Source organism: Bacillus sp. FJAT-29790 (assembly GCF_019039215.1).
Classification (GTDB): domain Bacteria; phylum Bacillota; class Bacilli; order Bacillales; family Cytobacillaceae; genus Cytobacillus.
In genome coordinates this window covers 161026-183157 of the sequence record NZ_JAHNZZ010000004.1, presented here as the reverse complement: position 1 = coordinate 183157, position 22132 = coordinate 161026, and the positions used below count along the sequence as shown (strand labels likewise).

Here is a 22132-nt window from a genome sequence, read left to right as displayed (position 1 = left end):
GCCCTGCAGAGATTTTCTCTCCACAGAGCCTACCTACAATCTATTTGTCTACTAATCTTTCGACAAACTTCGGGTCGTCACTGCACTTTATGCAATTGCAGTTAGACTTGAAACCGTCTTTCTTCAATTCAAATACAGCTTTTTCAGTATCAACAGCTCTGTTGAATTTAACTTCTAAAGTCTTAGCGTTAATCGCACTTACTTTGGGAAGTGACACCATTCCCTACGCGTCACCGAATCTACCACTATTTAGAAAACATAATCCCTCTTTCAAGCGCTTCCATCTCACTAAGCTTAAGATAGTACGAGTAATTTGCCATTAGTTCGTCAAATGCAATTTGTTTGGTTGAAAAGCTAGCCTTTTTATAGTCATGCCAAGAAATAAGGCCTAACTCGTATTGAATTTCTAAATTTCTCTCATCTTCAATTTGGTGTGTTTTTAGTGTTTGTTTATTTATAATATCTGAATAAGCTTCATCTGCTTTTTCATAGATGGTTGTCACTTGTTTAGGGAGGTCTTTTTCGATTTTATTTTTTTCTTCTAATTTTATCTTAATCTCTTGTTGCTTTATTTCCTCCAAAAGATATGAGTTTTCAACGTTATCTGAATTCCCTTCATCTCTTTTGTTTATTATTTGTTTACGATCATATGCTAATTTGGCTAAATCTTGATCTATCCGTTTTAACTCAAATGAATTGGCTAAGAATTTCTCCTTTGTTTCATTAACTTTTGACATGTTAATTTTTTTAAGGTTTTTTAAATTGGGTGAGATTAATTCTACCTTTTTATTTGTGGGATAATTAATATCGTGTAATAGCCGCGTTAATTCAAGATCATATTGCTTTTGCCTTTTTTCCCTTTCTTGCTCGTTGGTTTGCAAATCCCTCTTCAACCTTATTAAACTATTATAAGAAGCAGTTCCCGTATTTAATTCCGTTTCTGCTTTTTTAATGTCATCTTTTAAAAGATTAAGATGCTGATCTTGGAAATCCAAGCCTGCTTTTAAACTTAGAAGCTCGACAATGCGCCCTTTTATCATGAAACGAATTCCTTCCTTCGTTTCCGCCACTTGCAATTGATTTTTTTCCTTGTTTATTTCATTATTTTTTAATCCATTTTTTAAACTATCAATATTAGAAGTCAGTGTATCCTTTACCTGACTGGCTCTTGAAGCATTCTGGGCATTTATAGCCCTGTTTGCTTGAATTGTACTTGCTGTTAAGGTTTCCACTTCTTCTATCAGCTCAGGTGGCCACTCTTCTCCATAGCTTTTATCCTTAACTCCAGCATTTTTAGATTGAATATTTTTTATGATACTTTGTCTTACTACATCCGGGTTTGTCGGTTGTGCACTATAATTTTCTGCATTTCTGATTTCTTCCTCTAGATCAATAATTGTATTTTCGCTTATTATTCTGTCAAGCTTAAGAATTTCGTATTGATAGCCTAAAAGAATGATTGTTTGATCATTCGATAGAGCCAGATCGATTGCTTCCTCTATTGTTAAAGCTGATACTTGTGAATGCTCAGGACTTCCTACGCTGTTGCCGCTAAGGATAGGAGCAGAACCATGCACAACATGAATAGGCGTAGCCAATCCAACGAAAAATAGACTTACACATACAACCATTGGCATCATTTTTCTCATCTTCAAAACCCTCCTTTTAAATCTCTATTTATGCACCCAAGAATTGAATTTTTATCCATCTAATGGTATTTTATCATAATCTTTAAGCCATATAAAACAAAATGAAAAAAACATTTTTATGGCTATCTCCTTTTTATCCACAAGATGTGTCTAACACCGATTTCTAGAACCTATCTACACTTTTCCCTCTTTGAATTGGTACACCACATAACAGAAAGTCCTAATAGAAACTTATCTTTACGGGAACTGAATCAATTCCACCAAATGTAAATATATGAAAGATAAGAGACTGACTTGTTCTCTTGTCTCTTGTTGGCCCCATTTCTCCAAAAAGAAAAGAGCTACCACTTTAAATGCGATAACTCTTCCACTTGCTTCATTAGGGATATTTAACAGTACCAGATAACTTCCCCGTGTCACCCTCTAGATTAAGGCGTTACCGTTACATAAATGACGACTGAACGATTTCCATATTTCACTGTAATATTAACTGTTCCTCTTGTTGCTTCAGCAGGGACTGTGATTAATCCATCTGCACTTACTATTGCCCTTTTTACATTACCGCTTGTATAAGTTGCTTGTGAAGTGGCAACTTTAGTACTTCCATCCGAATAATGTGCAGTAATATCTAATTGTTGTGTGCTACTTGGTTTTAGTGTGATTTTTTGGGATTCAGTAGTGATTTTCGTTAATACTGGCTTGACTTCTAACTCAGCTGTTACTTCTTTATCTTGGTATTTAGCAATAAACGTGTACGTGCCTTTTTCCGCGGTTGCTAAAGCTTTTAATGTACCATTAGTTGCTGTGATTTGATTTGTTATGGTTTTGCCTGATGCATTTTTAATTTCATAATTTGCCAAGCGTGTGATGTCTTTACTTGTGCCATCTTTGTAGGTTGCTGTTAGCTTATATCGAGCATTGCTACCTAACTCTATTAGGATATTGGATTGGCCTAGCTCTATTTCTGTAAGCTCTGGTTCAATTGTTACAGAAACAACAACTGTGCGACTACCATATTTAGCAGTGAAATCGACTGTTCCCTTTATTGCATCTGCTAGAATAGTAATTAATCCACTTTCGTTAACTGTTCCCCTTTTCACATTGTTAGACGTGTATGTAGCTTGTGTAGTAATCACCTCAGTGCTGCTATCTGAATAGTGTGCGGTAATTTTTAATTGATGTATCTTCCCAGGATTTAATACTAGCTTCTGAGACTCTGCGGTGATTTTTGTTAATACTGGCTTGACTTCAAGTTCTGCACTTACTACTTTGTTTTGATATTTTGCTATTATTGTATAAGTCCCTTTTTCTGCGGTGTTTAGAGTTCTCAGTATGCCATTGCTTAATGTAATCTGATCTGCGATAGTCTCTCCAGATGCATTTTTGATTTCATATTCTGCTAACCGTGTTATATCTTTACTTGTACGATCACTATAGGTTGCTGTTAAATTGTAACTTGCAGTTCTTCCTAACTCTAAATGGATATTGGATTGGTTTAGCTTTATTTCATATAGTTCAGGCTCAACGGTTACTGAAATAACCGCAGAAAGTCCGCCATATTTTACAGTGATTTTTGCCGTTCCTTTTGATGCGTTTTCAGGAATATCTATCATAAACTCCTTGGCTTGTTCACCTTCTACAACTACTTCAGCTATATTCGCAAGACGTGTATTACTGCTTGTATACGTTGCTTTTGTCGTAATATTTTCTTCACTACCATCTGAAAAGTGGACAGTAATTTTCAACGGTTGTTTATTTCCAGGGTTTAGCACGGGCTTTTGAGTATCTGCGGTAATTTTCGTTAATACAGGCTTGTACTCTAACTCTGAGCTTGTTTCTTTATTTTGATATTTTGCAATTAGTGTGTATGTTCCTTTTTCTGCCGTTGATAAAGCCTTCAATGTACCATTGATTGTAGTAAAGTGTTCTTTAACAGATTTAGGCTGTTCGGACTCATTCCCATCTTTTATGATGTCGAATTTCGCTAAACGGGTTACATCAACAATCTTTCCATCTGAATAATTAGCTGTTAATTTAAAATATATTGTTTTCCCTGACTCTAGTAAAATACTTGATTGGTTAAGCTTTATTTCTCTAATTTCCTGCTCTACTTTCACTGGAATAACAACAGAACGATTTCCAAGCTTAGCAGTAATTGCAACCGTTCCATTCGTTGCATTTGCCGGTATCGTAATAAGCCCCTCTTTGCTTATTACAGCTCTTTTCGTATCGCTACTCGTGTAAATAACTTCATTTGTTACATCTTGATCTGTGTTGTCTGAATAATTAGCAGTGATTTTTAATTGTCTCGTTTTACCTTGGCTTAGAACCACTTCTGATGGGTCTGCTGACAACGAAACAACGACTTGAGTAAATTCACCAATTTTACTAAGATCAATTCTTGATTTAGTAATTTCATTATAATCTGTAACTGGCTTTCCTGTAGATTGGAGAAAAGTTAACACTTCATTAACTGTAGCGTCAGGTTTCATTTCTTTTAAAACTGCCCATGCCCCAGCAACGTGAGGTGTTGCCATGGAAGTACCATCCCAAGAATCATATTTAGAACCAGGCACAGAAGAAGTAATACTCATTCCAGGAGCTAATAAATCAAGATCTTTAGAACTATTCGAAAACCATGCTACTTCATCACTTTTTGAAGTGGCTCCAACACTTACTGCTGAAGAAATACAGGCTGGTGCGGAAATACTATCTTTAAATCCATCGTTTCCAGATGCAATGACTACAGCAATTCCTTCTTGAGTTAGTTTGTTAATAATGAGTTTTCTACCAAAGAAGCCACTTTCCTGCTCATCACAATTGGTGGAATAACTTCCCCCTCCTAAACTCATATTTACAGAAGCAATGTTATATTGATTTTTTAGTAAAAAAACTCGTTCAAGTGCTAAAATTTGATCAGATGACCATGATAGAACTTCGTAACCGCCACCCCACTTCGGAAACTTCGAAAATACTTGAATCGCTATAATATTTGCATCCTTAGCAACACCTGATAACTTCTTCCCTAAATATGGGGTTTCCTTTCCAGCCACCGTTCCTGAAACATGGGTTCCGTGTCCACAACCTTCAAACGATTTATTACAGTCCATTCCTGACCCTGTTGCAATAGATTTTTCCTTTCCATCAGGGCAAAGTGTTTTTGAACCGTAAATAGATTCATTCGTTGAATAGCAGGCTTCAGAAACTATTTTACCTTTTAAGAAAGGATGATTTTTATCTACACCCGTATCCAAAACGGCAACGGTTTGACCTTTACCTGTGAATCCTATATCCCAAGCGATATTCGATCCAATTACTCCATTACTCTCAGCCATTAAAAGCGGGGTGGGGACATCTTCCTCAACACTTACAACATTTGGATTTTGTAATAAGGATTCAAACCCTTCCCTGTTAACAGTAAGAACAGCGAAAGGAATAGTTTTAAATTTCTTAACTTCACTTTCTGAAAGTTCCATCACCTGATCTAATTCCCTTATTAATTTTCTTTGCACACTTTCAATCGCCCTACTGCTCGTTATACCATCCGGCATTTGACTACCATCTTTAATACCAACTATGACCCTAATCTTAATATTATCCTGTAATTTTTTACTTAATTGTTCAATTGCCTCGTTAGTATTTGTGGTATTCTCAGCTATTACTTTTTTTTCGCTACTATTATCAGGGTATTCAGCAAACACTTGCGTTACATTAAACAGGGAACTTTCAAAAACTAGTAAAGTAGTTAGTAATAAAGCTAATAATTTCTTAATCAAAATTCATTCCTCTCTCTATAAATGCTTATATCAACGGTTTAATCCGTTTGTGGGGTGTCAAAAGAATCCTTTTCGACACGATTCCTAACAATATTTTTATATATGCGAAACTAGTCTAATAGTTGCGATTCTATTCTACCATACTTCTTTTCTGAAAATACAAAAAGCCTCGCAGAGATTTTACTCTCTACAAGGCTTTCCTTTCAAGCCTAAATCTTTTCGCTGGTTTTTTTGGTGGGGCGAGGGATCTGTCCGCGTGTCCCTCTAGAATCTGGAGTAACCACTCTGGCCTATTTGGTCGAAAGGCAATGGCTCCAATCCATTCTGTTCCATCCTCATCATCGAACACCATCCCGTTTTCTCGGTTATGAACAGGCTGTTCCTTCCTGAATGACCTAGACGTTTTGGATTACTTATTTCGCTGATATTCATTTGATTCCTCCTAAAATTGAAATAGCCCTAACTCCGTAATTGGAATTAAGGCTTAGCTATTCTTATTCTAAATAATAATTTAAGTATTATTTATGCAGTGCTGTTACTTTCCAATTTGAAAAGTCCAGATTTTCTTTTCTAACATTCGATTGTGGAAAAATAATAGTCCATGGTTTACTTGTATTGCTCTTTACTGTAAAATGATTCAGAATAAAAGAACCTTTAGCAACCAATTTACCAGTGGCATCTTCTATTTGTAATGGCAGATTTTCTATGGTTACATCGTTTTTCCTACCGTTACGGATAAGCATTAATACATGTATTTCACCATTATCCACCTTGTTTATTTGTAATCCCATAAAGTTTAACTCCCCCTCTTTAGGAGGATCGATAGATTCTACGATTCGATGCATATTTTCCTTTTGTTCATCTGATAACGTTTTATTCCAACTTTCATGAAATTCAAGTCGATGTTTGCCTTTTTCTTTTTCAATTAAAAAAACTAGCTTCCATCCCTCTAAAGGAAGTTCCTCGGTAAATAAATCTTTATTTGTAAAATGAAACTGCCATGGTCGACTGCTTTTTGCTGGTATTTCTCCTATTTCATCGAAATCAAAAAGTTTTCTGCCTAATAACTTGTCTTTACTGTCTAAAAGTCCTAGACTAGCCTTTACTATACGTATACTTCTATCTACACCATTTCTAATAAAAGCTGTCACAACACAACCTTTATTATCTTTTTTTTGAATACTAATGCCTGTTAGAGAAATCTCACCAAACTTTAATGGGGGGCATTCATTATTTAAGAACCTATATACATATTGGTCCTCTGTTGACACCTTCCATTCAGGATGGAACGATAAATCAGTTTCTACTAACTCATCTTCTTTATTTTTTTCGATGGATGCGTCAACTAAATCCTCAGAAGGTATTGTACTTTCACGGCCATCTAATTTAGGCTCACCCTTTTTATTTTTCTTAAAAAATAAAGACATTATATTACCCCTCCATATATTTCAAATTAAACATAGAGATTTTATTCTATGTAAGTCATACTTTTTCCATACACATACCTTTACTATTATATCACGATATTTTAGCTAAAAGCGATTAAACGCATTTTCAATTATTAGGAGATAACTAAACATATTTCCTTTTAACGGAAACGATTTTTTAACAAAAGAAAAACATCTTATTAATGGTTTGACCTTAAATAAGATGTTCATCATTCTGTTTTTATTGCTTAAAAGATGTTCACTAAACCCCAATAAATATTAGAACTGCACATAAGGGGGCTGCCTGATAAGTCCCTAAAAGAAAGCTAGTGAAGAAAATTAATCGATTTTCTCCACTAGCTTTTTACTTTTAGAATTTTCTTCTGAAAGTAGCTGGCGAATACCTGCTACTTTCAGTGAGTGTGGCCTAAAGCCACAATCCCGAACTCAACATGCTCCTTATCGAGTCCCCGCAGAGAAAACCGGCGAAATGACCGAACGCGCTTTCTACTTCAATCTTTCATCTAGCGTAGATGGCGGTTTGTTCTTCACATTCAAGGATGCCTTTGCCTTTGCTTTCATTGCTTTAAAGACCGTATTCCAATGAACATGACGGTTTCCTTTGGCCTTGGTGGATTGGGATTTCAATGGACAATCTGTACAATCCTCGCATTCGTATATTATAAAACATTGTTCATATCCGGATTGATTCTTTTTGTTTTGATATTTTTCAAATTGAACTTTTCTGCCATTTAGGCAAATAAAACAAGCATCTTGATCAAGATAAGTCCAGTTTTTTGCATTTTTTATATCCCTTTTGTATTTACGTGTTTGTTCGTGTAAGTAAGACCAATATGGAATCAGGAAATCAGATCATGGCTCTTTCTCGCCACCAACCACATATACATAGTTTTTCTCGCCGCCATATCCCGCATCTGTAATAACTGATTTGGGCATCGGTAAAGAAGTAGTTGCCAGTTTCTTAATATGTGCGATAAAACAATGTGTGTCTGTAGGTCATTGATGAAAAGATAAATTGATTGTCTGTCCCCATTTGCACATTATAACCAGGCTTAAGCTGCCCATTTTTCATATGATCTTCCTTCATACGCATAAAGGTTGCGCTATTATCCGTTTTGGAATAGCTGTTACGGTCGCCGAAGATTTTGTTTTATTCTTTGTATTTTGATAGTCGCGGTAAGAAGTTTTCCCAAATCATCTTTAAAGGTTTCTTCCACTTACTACGCTCTTGCCGATTCTCCTTACGGAGTTTGGTATCTGTTCCCTTTTCTATTTTTTTCGTTAACTTTTCTACTTTTCTTCTATTTCTTTAGCAATTACTTCTAGATCCTGTTCGGTGAAATCTCTACCTTTTACTCAGTTTTCTTTTCCTCCGGCCCAGCTTCTAATTGTGTTAATTCATGTATGTGTTCCAGAGTTTCTTGAATTTTCCCCTTTAATTGGGCTTCAAATTTTCAAGTTGCCTTTTTCCATTCGAAAGAATACTTATTGGCATTGGCTTCGATCTTGGTACCATCCAAAAAGTAGTTTTCCATGGTTATGTATTTTTCTTTTATCAACTTAAGAATCATTGCTTCGAATAATTCATCCATTAAGGCTTACATTCGTTCTCCACGGAACTCATTGATTGTCCGGAAATCTGATTGTTGCATTGCAGCCAGCTACATGGCAGGGATACTTTCTTTGATCAGTTTTGCAATTCCCCGGCAGGAAAAACCTTTTGAGTATAAGCAAAAAGAATGATTTTAAGCATCATTTTCGGATGAAAGGAACTTCGTCCGCCACCTTTATAATGAGAAAATAATTGTTCATCTGGTACATCCTCAACCATTTTATCTACTATTGCGTGTAACATGGTATTCGGGTATAAATTCCTAGATATCGAAGATAGCTTGAACCTGACGGTTATTGTAGGATTTGAATGTAGGGGCCAATTCTTTTACTTCTAAGGCTGGCTAATTTGTGTGGTATAATTTTCGGTAGTGATCATTTGGTTACTCATAAAAAATCGTCCTTTCTACAATGTGGTGTGGCAACTTCATTTTACAAAATAGGACGATTTTTTTGTACATTTTTTTGGTTTTTCTAAAAAGAAAGGGGCGCCAGAAAGTCAGTCAAAACTTACTTTCTGGACAGCCCCCTTATTGTCTTAATTAATTATTAAGGTAAACGTGGTACTTTAATAGTAGTTGATCCAACAGCTTCAAAATGTTTTGCATCTGTTGCAGTGTCATTAACTACTCTGTGTACTTGAACTACAACTGTTCCGCTCTTACCAGATCCAGTAGCAACAATTTTATTAACGTAATCATCAGCATTTGTTTCAAACTCTGCACCTGTTAGAGTTCCAGTAGCAAGTAATTGAACTCTAGCAACTACATCATTTTCGCTGTCAACAACCCATAAGATACCATTTGAAGCATTACTGTTGGCATCCTTAGCAAAAGCAATTGCTTTAGTTGAAGAATCTGTTTTTAAGCCAGTGATCTGTAAAACATCAGATAAGCTTACACCCGCAGAATCTACAATGCTAGGAATATTACTTTCAAAGGTAACTCCTGTTACTTTAGTTCTTGAATCAGTAACTTTAATAGTAGTCGATGCTCTAGATAGTTCTCCTTCAAAGACTTCAATCTTAACTGAACCAGCTTTTAAAGCTGTAATAGAAATTGTTCCGTCAGAATTCCAATCTACATCAACATATTCACTAATACCAGATAATTTATTAGCAGCGTTTAATGTTTTACCATTAACCTTAATAGTGTAATTAGTATTACGTAATCCATCACCTGTTATATCATCAGATACTTTTACATTATTACGATCTAACTCTCTAAATGCTAATTCAGTGACTTCTTGACCATTTGCATCAATAGTTGTTGAATATGCAGAGTTGTAAGTTGTAAGTGACCATTTAGTAGCAGCTAATGAATTACTAGATACTGTTACAGGAATTTTGCCAATTCGGTTATCTCCCCATAGTACTTCAATTTCACCACTACCATCTACATTTTGAGCTTCTACATCAAATGCATATTGACCATCTTTAACTTCAAAGCCTGGTACTGTAGCTTCATCTGTATCAGTAAGTTTAGTTGAAGATCCTGCAGTTACCTTTTCTGCTTCTTCAATTTCAATTTCTCCACTAGTAAGATTTTTACCAGTAACTAAATCACCGAATTGGTCTCTCAAAGTTACTACAAATTGTTGTACAACACCTTGCTCTAACTTTAATGGAGTTTTATCAACTGTACTTTTTGAAGCGTCAACTTTTAATTCTCCTGAATGAACAGTGAATTTAATTGATTTAGATTTACCATCATTGGTAGTAACAGTAAATGTCACATCTCCCGTACCACCGTTAAATTGAATTGTACCAGTTGAAGTAACAGTAGCGATTGCAGGATTTGATGATGATACTGTGAACGATGTGTCACCATTAGTGTATAGATCTTCAAAGACACCTGGTTCTGAAGACAGGCTACCCCAAACTTCTAAAGTATAATGTTCGTCACTTGCAAGCTTACCACTCTCAACTTCTAAGTCCCCGTTATTATCGTTTGTAACTTTTAATGATACTAAAGTAGTAGCATCTTCATCAACGATATCAACGTAACTTAATGGTGATTCAGCAACTACTTCTCCGTCTTTCTTGACAAGGACTTTATATTGGAAAAACTCTGTACCAGCTCCAGTTAGAACTTGTAAAGAACTTCTAGATACTATTCCAGTGTCACTTCTTCTTGGAGTAGAACCTGCAAATACATCTTGTGTAGTTACAAATTCAACAGTATATCCAGCTTTTTCAAGGTCAGCTACTGATGTTGTAGTAGTTTGATTATTAACAGCAAGTTGTAATCTTTGTGTAGTTGATGTACCTTCGTTAACTGTTTTAGTAATCGTACTTACCGACGTAACCTTCAAATCACCAATAGCTGGAACTTTAACTACAGGAGCATTTTTAAGCTCAGCACCTTGGAATTTTACAAGTTTATAAGTTTTACCAGCCTCTTGCTCAGAAGTAGTAAGCTTAACATATGTGTATTTAGCTTCTGCCGCAGCTGCTGGAGCGTCTACGATTTTAGCCTCTTTCACTTCAAGATCCCCATCGAATACGAAATCTTCAGCAGAAACTTCAGTTACTTCGCCTTTGATTTTCACTAATAGTGAAGTTTTGTCAATAACAGAGATTTCTGTTACAGTTGGGCCAACTTCTTTTACTGCATCTAATGAGCGCATCGCAAACGAAGCAAACTGAGCACGAGACACGTCACCTGTTGGGTTGTAGTTCTCTACTACAGTCACACCATTTTGAGCAAGAATCTCGATAAGTGGACGGAACTCAGCTGTCGCTTTATCAAGATCTTTAATATTTGTCTTTTCATCATTAGCTTCAAGATCAAACGCGTTCACTAACACTTTCGCCATTTGTTGACGAGAAATATTTTGTGCAGCATTTAACTTGCCGTTGCTACCAGTGAAAACACCTGCAGCCTTAACTTTAAGAGCAGCGTCAACTAACTCTTTGTCGCTGTGTCCAACAACGTCAGAGAAGTTCTCTACGCCTGTTGTATCAACATCAGTAAGAGTACGAGCAAGAATTTTTACAACTTGACCACGTGTGATTGATTGGTTTGGTTTGAAAGAACCATCTTCATATCCTTTGATGTATCCAAGTTCAACAGCGTTATAGATGTTGTCCTTATGATCACCGAAAAGATTTTCGTCTGTGAATTTTTTTGCTGCTGCTTCTGCGCCAGCTAAAGGAGCTAGTGAAGATGCAACAACTGCAGCTGTTACTGTTCCCGCTAAAAATTTGCGGTAAGATTTTGGTTGGTAAGCCATTGAGATATTTCCTCCCTTTTTATACTTGAAAATTATTGAAGAAAATCTAAGAGTCTACATTTCTATGTATTGTCCTCTTAAACTAACTTGTTAACAAATATTAGTATAGAATTTTATAGAATTAATGTCAATCACTTAACTGATTGTCATTTTCCACCAGTAGAATTCCCTCCTTGAGGAAATTCCTCTATACCTTTCCTATTATTCTACAATAAATGGCATAAATAGCAAGCCTTTATTAACATCTTTTTACCTAATTTGTATTTTTCCTAAAATTAAAACCAAACACTTACACTATATTCACAACGTAATGACAATATGACAAAATAAATTCACATTATTTATGTGTAGCGATTACAAATCTCTTATAGAAACAAGCCTATTCTTCTCCCCATCTATTTAGTCATCATTTTGTTACGTAATTGTAAAATAACAAATTAGTAATATATGCTAAAATACCCATATTACATAAATCGTCAAAATATCTGATTCTTTTTCGAATAAGGAGGTTTTTCCCTATATGATTAGACGAACGATAATAGGAATTGTTTCGTGTTTTTCCATATTTTTATTATCAAATGGAACGGCTTCTGCGAATACAAACTATGACAAGCTTCTACCTGTTGCCAAAAAATACATAGGTGTTCCATATAAATACGCTGGAACGGACGAAAGAGGCTTTGATTGTTCTGGATACATTCAGACTGTATACCGGTCACTAGGAGTCAATATGCCGAGAACAACAAAGGATTTAGCGAAAACAGGTACATCTATAGATAGAAACAACTTGCGGACGGGCGATATCGTCCTTTTCGATACGTTAGGATCCGGTGTATCACACGCAGGTATTTACATAGGAAACGAACGGTTTATACATTCGGCCACTTCCAGCGGGATTTCCATCTCAGGCTTAAATGATAATTACTGGAAAGGGCGCTATTTAGGTGCGAGACGTGTTCTTTCATATGATTTGAACATCGGACAGTTCCATGATGTCGATGAAAGCCACTGGGCTTACCCAATTGTTAATAAATTAGCAAAAGAAGACTTAGTGCTTGGTTACGAGAATAGCTACTTCATGCCACAAGATAACATTACAAGAGCAGAAGTCGCGGCGATGCTTGCCGAGGCCTTCAGCTTAAAAATGAACAATCGCTCCGGGAATTTCCCTGATGTCTCTTCTAATCACTGGGCAGTCGGTGTTGTCAATGCCGTATTTGAGAAGGGGATTTTCAAAGGGAATGGAGCGAACCAATTTAAACCAAGTGATTCCTTAACACGCGGACAGATGGCAGCGATCATTTCAAGAGCGTATAACTTGAAAGCCCCTGCTTCTCCAAAGACATTCACTGATGTTGATTCAAGCCATTGGGCCTATGAGGATGTGCAGAAGCTCGCCGCTTCCGGGATCACAACCGGCTATAACGATGGCAGCTTTAAGCCTGAAGAGTTTGTGACCCGCTCGCAATTTGCTGCGTTTTTATATCGAGCGCAATTTTAATAGATTATTGGATACATAGGCAATCTAATCGGACAAGCTACCAAACTAGAGGTTAGATGTAAGAGGTGGGATTAGAGGAAATCGGCGAATAGCCGATTTCTTTATTTTTATCTTCATATAAAAACCCCCTAGTTCTCAACATGAGAACTAGGGGGTTTTTCAATTATTCTTGTTTTCCCTCCACCAATTGAATGGTTCTTTCTAAGAATAAAGCAAACTGAGACCTTGTAACAGACGTATTCGGTCTGAATGGATCAGAGATAGTGATTTTGTTATGTGCAAGGGTATTCATATTTTCGAAATTATAGGTGTTCGGTCCAATATCTGTGAAGGGATAATCCTTCGTTGGCTTCTCATAATAATCACCGAATGCACGGACAAGAATCGATGCCATTTGTGAACGCGATAAAAACTCATCTGGACGAAGCTTTCCTCCATCCCCCATGAGATTGTGAGCTTCTGCAATGCGCATGTCCTCATAGCCCGGATGATTCGGACTCATATCAGTCGCCTTCATCTTATAGCCTTCAGGAAGCTTGAGCTTCAATGCATTCACTAGCAACTTAGCTGCATTGTGACGTGAGAGCGCATTGTCCGGCTTGAATGTTCCATCCTGATAGCCATTAATAATATTCCTTACTTGGAGATAAGCGACCGCTGTGGCTACTTCCTCCCTATTAATATCTGAAAAAACCTTTAATTCAGCTTTGATTATATTAGAGGATGCCATATAGCCTTCAAAGCCATTACCCTTTACTTTGTACATGACGTACTGATTATTCGGATTGCTGATCGTTTCAAAAGGACCTTTAGTGATTTGCAATGGGGTATAATGATTTAACTTCCTCGACAGAGCCCCATCCACCCCGTCTCTTAAATTGGCGTACGCACTTGAATTGAACGTGTAAACCGTGTCTCCAGCCTTTAAATTCTGTTTTGTTCTTGTACTCGAACCCCACTGATAGTTTGGCTGATCACCAAATACAATCAAGTCTGGCGCTTCCGGATTCGGATAGCGAATATCAATCGTAGGCGTTGCAGCGATTTCTAATTGCCCTAAACCTCTTATATAATCGTATACTCTTTCTTGGTACGGCTTCTTTCCCTGATTGATGTTCGGGTCATTTCGCTTCGAGAGTCCGTTATATGCCATGATGGCAAAATACCAGTCTTCAAGATGATTAGGATCATGGTGATTAATCGTTGGGATATTAAGCTTCCATTTTGCTAATAAAATGTCCGCACCTGTTTCGATATTATATTGGATATCCCATTTCAGCTTTTCTTTGTCGATTCCTTTGTTCTTCATCTCTTGGTCGGTCATCGTCACCTGCATCATGCCGATTCCGCCATCGTCTGCAATGATTGGCTGATCGTTCGCATCAAATTGCTTAAAACCTGTTTCTACATAGGCAATTGCCTTCAGAATTTCTGCAGGGATGCCCTTAGTAACTGCCGTTTCTCTGAGGATTTTTTTAATTTCTGGAATGGTATATTGTTTCGCTTCAAGCGCATTCATTTGTTCTTTCGACTGGATTGATTGATTCATGTTCGCATAGTTAAGGGTTACCGTTTTTGACCCTCTATTGAAGCCTTCCTGCTGATGCTGAATGGCCTGAAGTCTCATCCCCTCAACTCTTGATGCATCTAGCACCCACGCTTTACTTGCGGGCAGCTGACGATAACGAATCCAGCTTTCCTGTTCTGGAACGTGGTCCCAGCTTGTTAATTGGACAGGGGCATAGGTAAATGAGCTATCCTGTGCCATCAAATAGGCGGATTGATTTTGTAAATTTCTCGTGTATAGCTGTAGATCATACTGTTCAGATAATTGCTTTTGAAAGCCTGTCACGTACATTGATATCGGAGAAACGACTGAATAACGATGATCGTTCAATAAGGTTGCCCAGTACTCCATTAACCCTGTTCCGTCAAATGCAGATTGAATATGGCCATTCATTTGCATATGTGTCTTAATCGCATTCTCCGTCCCAAAAAGCTGGACATAGTCTTCTGCTACGATTTCAGCCATATTCCATATATATGCCCCGTCCCCTAAGTGGGCCTGAGAATGCTTGTCTAATCCTCTTGCTTTCGCATATTCGGAACCCATCCAGTTATCAGGAAGAACCTTTTCACCTTCGATTAAATGATAATAGGTGAAATGATGACCGTATTCATGTGAGAGGGTCGTTGCCATTTGTTCGGGAGTCGTGAGTTCATTTCCCCCATATAATTCTATTTTTCGGTCAGCCGCATAACGAATCACATTCGGACCGTATTCGTAACTGGCATAATACTGACCGAGAATATTTTTTCCGGCAGGGTAATCTGGATAAATAACGACCTTTCCTAAATAGGAAAGCTCACGTCCATGCTTGTTCGCTAATAATTCTTGCTCAAGTGCTTTTAGTTGCTCGATTGATTTCCATTTGTAGCTGTAGCTTTCAAAGGTGACCCCACTTTCCCCTTTATACTTCTGCTGTAGGGTGTAATAATCCTCATAGCTTGCAGCCGCTTGTTTTAATTTTGTTTCATCTATGACATGTGCTTGTGCCTGTCCGGAAAATAAAAAAACGAACAGGAAAACAAATGCTCCTGCTGCTGATTTAAACATCTTTATTTTTCTCCTTTTCTTTTATTCTTTTAAACTATCTATATTTTAACAGAAAATTGGAGAATAAAGAAAAGTCTAGCATCATACTAGACTTTTCTCCTATCCTATTTAATTTGCACAGTTAATTCATAAGGAATGATTGAAGCCCTACTCATTGCCTCACTGATTTCGATAAAGTATTTTCCTTTTTCGAGAGTGAGTATGCCGACTTCATCATCGCCAACACCGTAGTAATCAAATTCTTTGACTAATGTTCCTTTTTCATTATATACCTTAATAACTCCATCTAACGTGAATCCAGCTTTCAGCGTGATTGTCGCCGTGCCTTTTTTGTCTACATTCAGCTGATAATAGTCTTTGTCGCCAAAGTCCACGCCGGCATTAAAGTAGCCTTTGCCTACTAATTGGCCTTTTTCAGCTTTTAAGCTAAGTGGCTTTGATGGCACATTGTTTACGACAGTATCTTTCGGTTTGCTTGCACGTGTTAAATCATTTAATTGGATTTCGTACGGTTGAACAGAAAGTCCATCAAATGACCAGCCATGAGTAAGAACGAAATAACCGGTGTCTTTCTTCGCTTTAAAGGAACCGTTCACATAAAAGGCTGAACCGTTGTAATAGGTTGCAAGATCGATGACCTTTCCAGCTTCCTCTGGATCTATCTTCATATTGCCATTCGTGTCTTCAATAACATAAGCGAATGGGATCAGCTCATTCGTAACCGATTTTGGCAAATCCTTCAGCTGCTGATCAGTGAATGGCTTCGTTGTTACTTGCAGATTGAAGATTTTGTCATCGCCACGATGTTTGTAATAGTAGTAATCTGAATCTCCACCATAAATTAAGTGATCTTCAATTGCCTGCCCAGGCTTTAATATTTGCGCAAGAAGTGGATTGTTATCCGGGTTCTTGTTATTTTTAGGAACAGGCATGATATTCTTCGATTTAATGACATATGGATCACCTGAAATGCCATTCCCATTTTGCAGCTGAATGAAATATTTTTTGTCTTTTTTAAGAGGAACTGTTGCTTTCATTTCAGGCTGTGGTCCAAAGAAATAATACCCGCCAATATATTCAACCGGGATTAAATCATTGTTCTTCTCATCATATTCTAAGATTGTTGCCCATGGGTTCTGATCCTTCGCTTTGTCAAATTCGAATTCATAAATCGCATCGGAATCAGAGGTGAAAGAATAGAAATCCTCGTCCCCATCGAATTGGAAATACCCCTTCTGATCCTTCCCAATTGTAAATGGAACAGCATGTTCAACAATTTGATCTACATATTCGCGATCAAACATGCGCCAGTAATCTCCCTCTACGATCACTTCCACGCTTTTTTCAAATTGCGCTTTCTTCGCCTCTTGATAAGCTTCCTCCGTCATTTCTCCATCCATGTATTCTTGTTCAAGGTGTTCTTCTCTGATCGGAAGCCCGTCCTCATCTGGTGGAAGATCAAGTGTCGTTACATTTAATTCATAAGGAATCGCTGACGCACTTGGCGTTGGTTCTTTAAAGAATCCAAAGAAGAACGAACCAAAGAAAAAGTTCTGACTTGGTTCTCCAGAAACTTCAAGGACATATTCCATGCCTGGAATAGCTTCAAATACGAGCTTTTCCCCTTCGCTTTTGCCACCATTATTTGCATATTTCATTGGATATGGCCACGGCTCATATGAAGGAAGGCCTTGCGGACGCTCCATTTCTAAATCATCTTTAAAATAAAGTGCTAATGATGAGTCGACGCCCGGAACACCTGACACATCAAAGGAAATGATTTGTCGTTCTTCTACGGAGAATGAGAAATAGTCCTTATCTGGACCTCCATCCTCAGAAACTAGCGTAAATGGCCCGTTTTTATCGTCTGAGCTTGTATATGGAATAGCTTCAATTGGAATGACATTGTCTTTTGAAGATTTGTCAACGATCAATTCTGCTAGCTTTTCCGCTTTAAATGTATATTCGGATTTTCCATCCAAGCTGTAATTGCCGTTCGCATCACGGACTTCAATAAGTAACGTTCCGTCCTCTTCAGCTTTATATAAATATCCTTCCGTTCCGCCCGCTTTTGTGTCATTCACTTTCAGCGGTTTATCCTTGTCTTCATTGCCTTTGTTTGGAACAAAGGAGAACTCCATGGAGTAGTCATACATGTCTGTACCTGCGAGAACAGTCTGTACAAACTCCCCCTTATTTAAAGCAATCTTGTAATAATGGCGTTCTTCCGGCTTCGTGAATTTGCCTGTATGTACATCTTCACCCTTAGCCTTTAGTTGTAACGCATTCGCTAGCTTTTCTTCTTGAGTTAAAGAGTTCATTTTCGGAAGATTTTTCATGTCGTATTTTAAAGCTGCGACAGGATTGACAAGCCCATGGGCAAATTTCAGGTCATAGCCTTTTTCGCCAAGATCTGTGGCTGTTTGTTCTAAAATATATTTCACTTCTTGCGGCTTTAAATCTGGGTATTTCGATTTTAATAAGGCTGCAACCCCAGCAACCATCGGTGAGGCCATTGAAGTCCCGCTCGCCCTCATAAACGAAGAACCTTTTAAGTAGTCAATTACTGTGCTGTATACGTCTTCCCCTGGTGCCACCAGATTAACAGATGGACCAAAATTCGAGAAATAAGCCAATTCATTTTTTGAATTCGTTGCCCCAACAGAGATAACCCCATCATAGGAGGCCGGAGAAGAATACTCATCCCACGATTCATTTCCAGCAGCTGCTACTACTGTAATGCCTGCATCAATCGCTTTCTGGACAGCTTCTTCAAAGATCGGGGATTCCATATAGCCGCCAAGGCTCATATTGATGACATTTGCGCCTTTTTCAATAGCATACATAATTCCTTCTGCGATTACATAGTCACTCGCTCCCCAGCCGCCATTAAATACATCAATCGGAAGGATTTTTGCATTCGGGCTGATTCCTTGCCCACCAATTCCGTTGTTTGCTTCAGCTGCTATAATACCTGCTACGTGTGTACCATGCTGATCTGTAAATGCTCCGTTTGCCGGATCAGCCGCATTGTATGGAGGCAGAACCACCGACTTCAGTTCTGGATGCTTTATATCCATTCCTGTGTCGATGACAGCAACAGTCACTTTATGATTGCCTGCTAGTTTTAACGCCTCATCAATTTGTAATAGAGAATGATGATATTGTTCGCTTTTTTTCGGATCGCCCATACTTAATGACTTATATTGCACACTAGGCAATGCGGCGGTAACGCCTTCGACCTGTGAGTAATAGGCAAGGACAGATTTCAGCTTTTGCCCTTTACGAAGCTTTACGACATCATAGCCAAGGGATGGGATCGATTTTTGTAAAGTTGTCCCTGCTTTCTGGTGTACTGAATTGGCAAGCGGCTTGCTGTGTTTAATGATAATTGTATCTTTGCTTTGCTGTTCTTTCATTTCTTGCTGCTTTTTAAAGGCAAGAATTTTCTGTTCTGACGCTGATTTTGTCAATTCCTTTAAAATATCAGGTTTTTCAATGTCTTTCAGTTTGCCAAATGAATCCACCGTGCCAGCAGACGCGATGGTTGGCATAATAAGAGAAGCAGATGCTCCGATGGAAAGGCCTGTCTTCACCCATTTCTTCAAATGAAACCCTCCTAATAGATTAATAGACTCACTTTATTATAGACGATTTCAAATGGAAATAGTTACATAATAAACTAAAATTTATTAAAAATTCCCATTTTAATTATTTTTTACTATAATTCCCTTTGGGAAATGGATTTAATTTCTTCCCTGCCATTAGATGAAAGTCAAGAAAAACAGTGGTATACTGTTTCTAGGAATTTGCAAAAATTGCAAGTGTTTAGTTGTGGGGAGAGAACAAAATGCTAGCTTATTTTAAAAAGCTTGTTGGAGATAAACAGGATAAAAAAATTAAAGAGTATTACAAAAAGGTAGAATTGATAAATGCGCTAGAAGCGCAATATGAGCAGCTGTCCGATCAAGAGCTGCGAGAAAAGACTGGCTATTTTAGAGCTCAGCTTGCAAATGGTAAAACCATTTTTGATATTCAGGCAGATGCTTTTTCTGTTGTCCGTGAAGCGGCAAAGCGGGTTGTTGGCATGCGCCACTTCGATGTGCAGCTTATCGGTGGAATGGTGCTAACGGAAGGAAATATTGCCGAAATGCCTACTGGGGAAGGGAAAACGCTCGTTGCCTCTTTGCCCAGCTATTTGCGTGCCCTTGAAGGGAAAGGTGTTCATGTCATTACTGTCAATGAATACTTAGCTAGACGTGACCGTGAACTAATTGGACAGATTCACGAATTCCTCGGCCTAACTGTCGGCCTAAACCTTCCACAGATGGAGCCGGATCACAAGAAGTTTGCGTACCAAGCGGATATTACTTACGGAGTTGGAACCGAATTCGGCTTTGATAATCTTCGTGACAATATGGTTTATGACATCAGGCAGCGTGCACAGAGACCTTATCATTTTGCTATCATCGACGAGGTGGACAGTGTTCTCGTGGATGAAGCGAAAACGCCGCTAATCATTGCCGGCAAAACAGGGATTAGTACTGAATTGAGCTACCTCTGTGCAAGAATTGCGAAATCGTTTAAAGAAGATGTTGATTTTATTTTTGATATCGAAACGAAAACAACCAATTTTACAGACGAAGGCATTGCCCGGATTGAACGCGGGTTTGATATTGATAATTTATATGATCTTGAACACCAGACTCTCTATCATTATATGATCCAGGCGCTGCGTGCACGAGTCATGTTCAGCAGGGATGTCGATTATATTGTGAAAGAAGGGAAAATCCTTCTGATCGATATGTTTACAGGTCGTCCAATGGAAGGGCGCACGCTCAGCAACGGGCTCCATCAGGCCATTGAGGCAAAAGAAGGACTTGCAGTATCTGAAGAAAATAAAACACAGGCATCGATTACGATTCAGAACTATTACCGGCTGTACCCGTTTCTTTCAGGCATGACAGGAACAGCGAAAACAGAAGAGAAAGAATTTCAGCAAATTTATAATATGGATGTCGTCCAAATCCCGACAAACAAACCGATTATCCGTGTCGATTTGCCTGACCAGGTATATGACACCATTGAGCATAAATATGAAGCTGCTATCAAGAGAGTGAAAGAACTGCACGAAAAGGGCCAGCCTATTTTGATTGGAACGACTTCCATTCTCCAGTCAGAGAAAGTGGCTGAGTTCTTAAGGAAGGAAAAACTTCCTTTCGAACTGCTAAACGCGAAAACGATCGAACAGGAAATCCAGCTCATCTCTCTTGCAGGTCAAAAAGGCAGGATTACCGTAGCCACCAATATGGCAGGCCGCGGAACGGACATTATGCTTGGTGAAGGAGTCGCTGAGCTTGGCGGGCTATACGTCATCGGAACAGAAAAGCATGAATCCCGCCGGATTGATAATCAGTTGAAAGGGCGCTCAGGCCGCCAAGGAGATCCAGGCTGTTCCGAATTCTTTATTTCGATCGAAGATGAAATGATCCGACGCTTTGCGCGAGACGATGTTGAAAAGATGAGCAACTCGCTTAAAACCGACTCGAATGGGCTAATCATCAATAAAAACATTCATGAGTTTATTGACCGGGTGCAGCGTATTTGCGAGGGAGCTAATTTCTCTATCCGTGAATATCATCTGAAGCTTGATGATGTACTAAGTTTACAGCGCAACACGGTGTATGATTTAAGGAATAAAGTTTTAACAAGTGATGATTTGCTTCCGCTTGTGAAAGCGTCCATTGAATCGTATATTAAAGAGGAAATTGAGCGCTGTTGTCCTGCTGACGCCGACAAACCAGAGTGGAAGCTGACGAAATTAAAAGAAAGAATCGTGCAAATTTTCCCGCATGACTTGCTTGATTTTCCGAATGATCCTCATGATTTAGATGAGGTTACGGAGCCAATTTATGCTGCAATGAATGCTTACTTGCCAATGCTTGATGAATATAAAGAAAATGCTGAGATCGGCAAGGCGATCAAGCAGTTCTTATTATCTGTAACCGACTACCACTGGCTGAAACATATTGATGCAATGGACCGCCTAAAGGAAGGCGTCGGTTTGCGCAGTTATAGTCAGGAAGATCCGATGAGACAATATGCGCGTGAGGCGCTTGAATTATTTACACAAATGTATTATGAGCTTGAGCGTGACATCAGCCGTCAAATGGCTAACTTGGTTGGAGCATTGGAAACAAAGGGATAAGGGTGGGTAGACATGGTCCTACTAGCAAAATGCGGGGAACACTCGCTTGCATAAGTAGTACACGAAAGAAGGGTCGTCCCCACATGCC

11 protein-coding genes are annotated in these 22132 nt (G+C 38.3%); 2 read left to right on the top strand and 9 right to left on the bottom strand.

From position 1 onward, the window contains the following. Positions 1–245 precede the first annotated feature (245 nt). The 7 genes from BGM26_RS19515 to BGM26_RS19490 form a co-directional block, all read right to left on the bottom strand. Positions 246–1649, bottom strand: a complete 1404-nt coding sequence (locus BGM26_RS19515; protein WP_217041948.1) for a TolC family protein — start codon at positions 1647–1649, stop codon at positions 246–248. Between the two features lie 428 nt (positions 1650–2077). Continuing rightward, positions 2078–5425 (bottom strand): S8 family peptidase, encoded by a 3348-nt coding sequence (locus tag BGM26_RS19510; protein ID WP_217041947.1) that lies wholly within the window; start codon positions 5423–5425, stop codon positions 2078–2080. Positions 5426–5689: 264 nt separating this feature from the next. Beyond that, the gene (locus BGM26_RS19505; RefSeq protein WP_217041946.1) at positions 5690–5857 is read right to left on the bottom strand and encodes a hypothetical protein; all 168 of its coding nucleotides are present in this window, start codon (positions 5855–5857) and stop codon (positions 5690–5692) included. A gap of 86 nt (positions 5858–5943) precedes the next feature. Continuing rightward, complete coding sequence (locus tag BGM26_RS19500) at positions 5944–6852, bottom strand: accessory Sec system S-layer assembly protein (RefSeq protein WP_217041945.1); 909 nt, start codon at positions 6850–6852, stop codon at positions 5944–5946. Between the two features lie 507 nt (positions 6853–7359). Continuing rightward, complete coding sequence (locus BGM26_RS21850) at positions 7360–7614, bottom strand: transposase (protein ID WP_367949373.1); 255 nt, start codon at positions 7612–7614, stop codon at positions 7360–7362. Positions 7615–8560: 946 nt separating this feature from the next. Next, the gene (locus BGM26_RS22035; protein WP_483297826.1) at positions 8561–8728 is read right to left on the bottom strand and encodes a transposase; all 168 of its coding nucleotides are present in this window, start codon (positions 8726–8728) and stop codon (positions 8561–8563) included. A gap of 305 nt (positions 8729–9033) precedes the next feature. Continuing rightward, the gene (locus BGM26_RS19490; RefSeq protein ID WP_217041944.1) at positions 9034–11718 is read right to left on the bottom strand and encodes an S-layer homology domain-containing protein; all 2685 of its coding nucleotides are present in this window, start codon (positions 11716–11718) and stop codon (positions 9034–9036) included. Positions 11719–12238: 520 nt separating this feature from the next. Between BGM26_RS19490 and BGM26_RS19485 the strand changes: the two genes are divergently transcribed. Beyond that, the gene (locus BGM26_RS19485; RefSeq protein ID WP_217041943.1) at positions 12239–13219 is read left to right on the top strand and encodes a C40 family peptidase; all 981 of its coding nucleotides are present in this window, start codon (positions 12239–12241) and stop codon (positions 13217–13219) included. 163 nt (positions 13220–13382) lie between these two features. Here BGM26_RS19485 and BGM26_RS19480 read toward each other — a convergent pair whose 3' ends face one another. Both BGM26_RS19480 and BGM26_RS19475 read right to left on the bottom strand, forming a co-directional pair. Next, positions 13383–15836 carry an S-layer homology domain-containing protein gene (locus BGM26_RS19480; RefSeq protein WP_217041942.1) on the bottom strand — a complete coding sequence of 818 codons (2454 nt, stop codon included), beginning with the start codon at positions 15834–15836 and terminating at the stop codon, positions 13383–13385. Positions 15837–15940: 104 nt separating this feature from the next. Further along, positions 15941–19444 (bottom strand): S8 family peptidase, encoded by a 3504-nt coding sequence (locus tag BGM26_RS19475; protein WP_217041941.1) that lies wholly within the window; start codon positions 19442–19444, stop codon positions 15941–15943. Positions 19445–19686: 242 nt separating this feature from the next. On the opposite strand from BGM26_RS19475, the gene secA2 reads away from it, so the two are divergent. Continuing rightward, positions 19687–22044 (top strand): accessory Sec system translocase SecA2, encoded by a 2358-nt coding sequence (gene secA2 / locus BGM26_RS19470; protein ID WP_217041940.1) that lies wholly within the window; start codon positions 19687–19689, stop codon positions 22042–22044. Positions 22045–22132 lie beyond the last annotated feature (88 nt).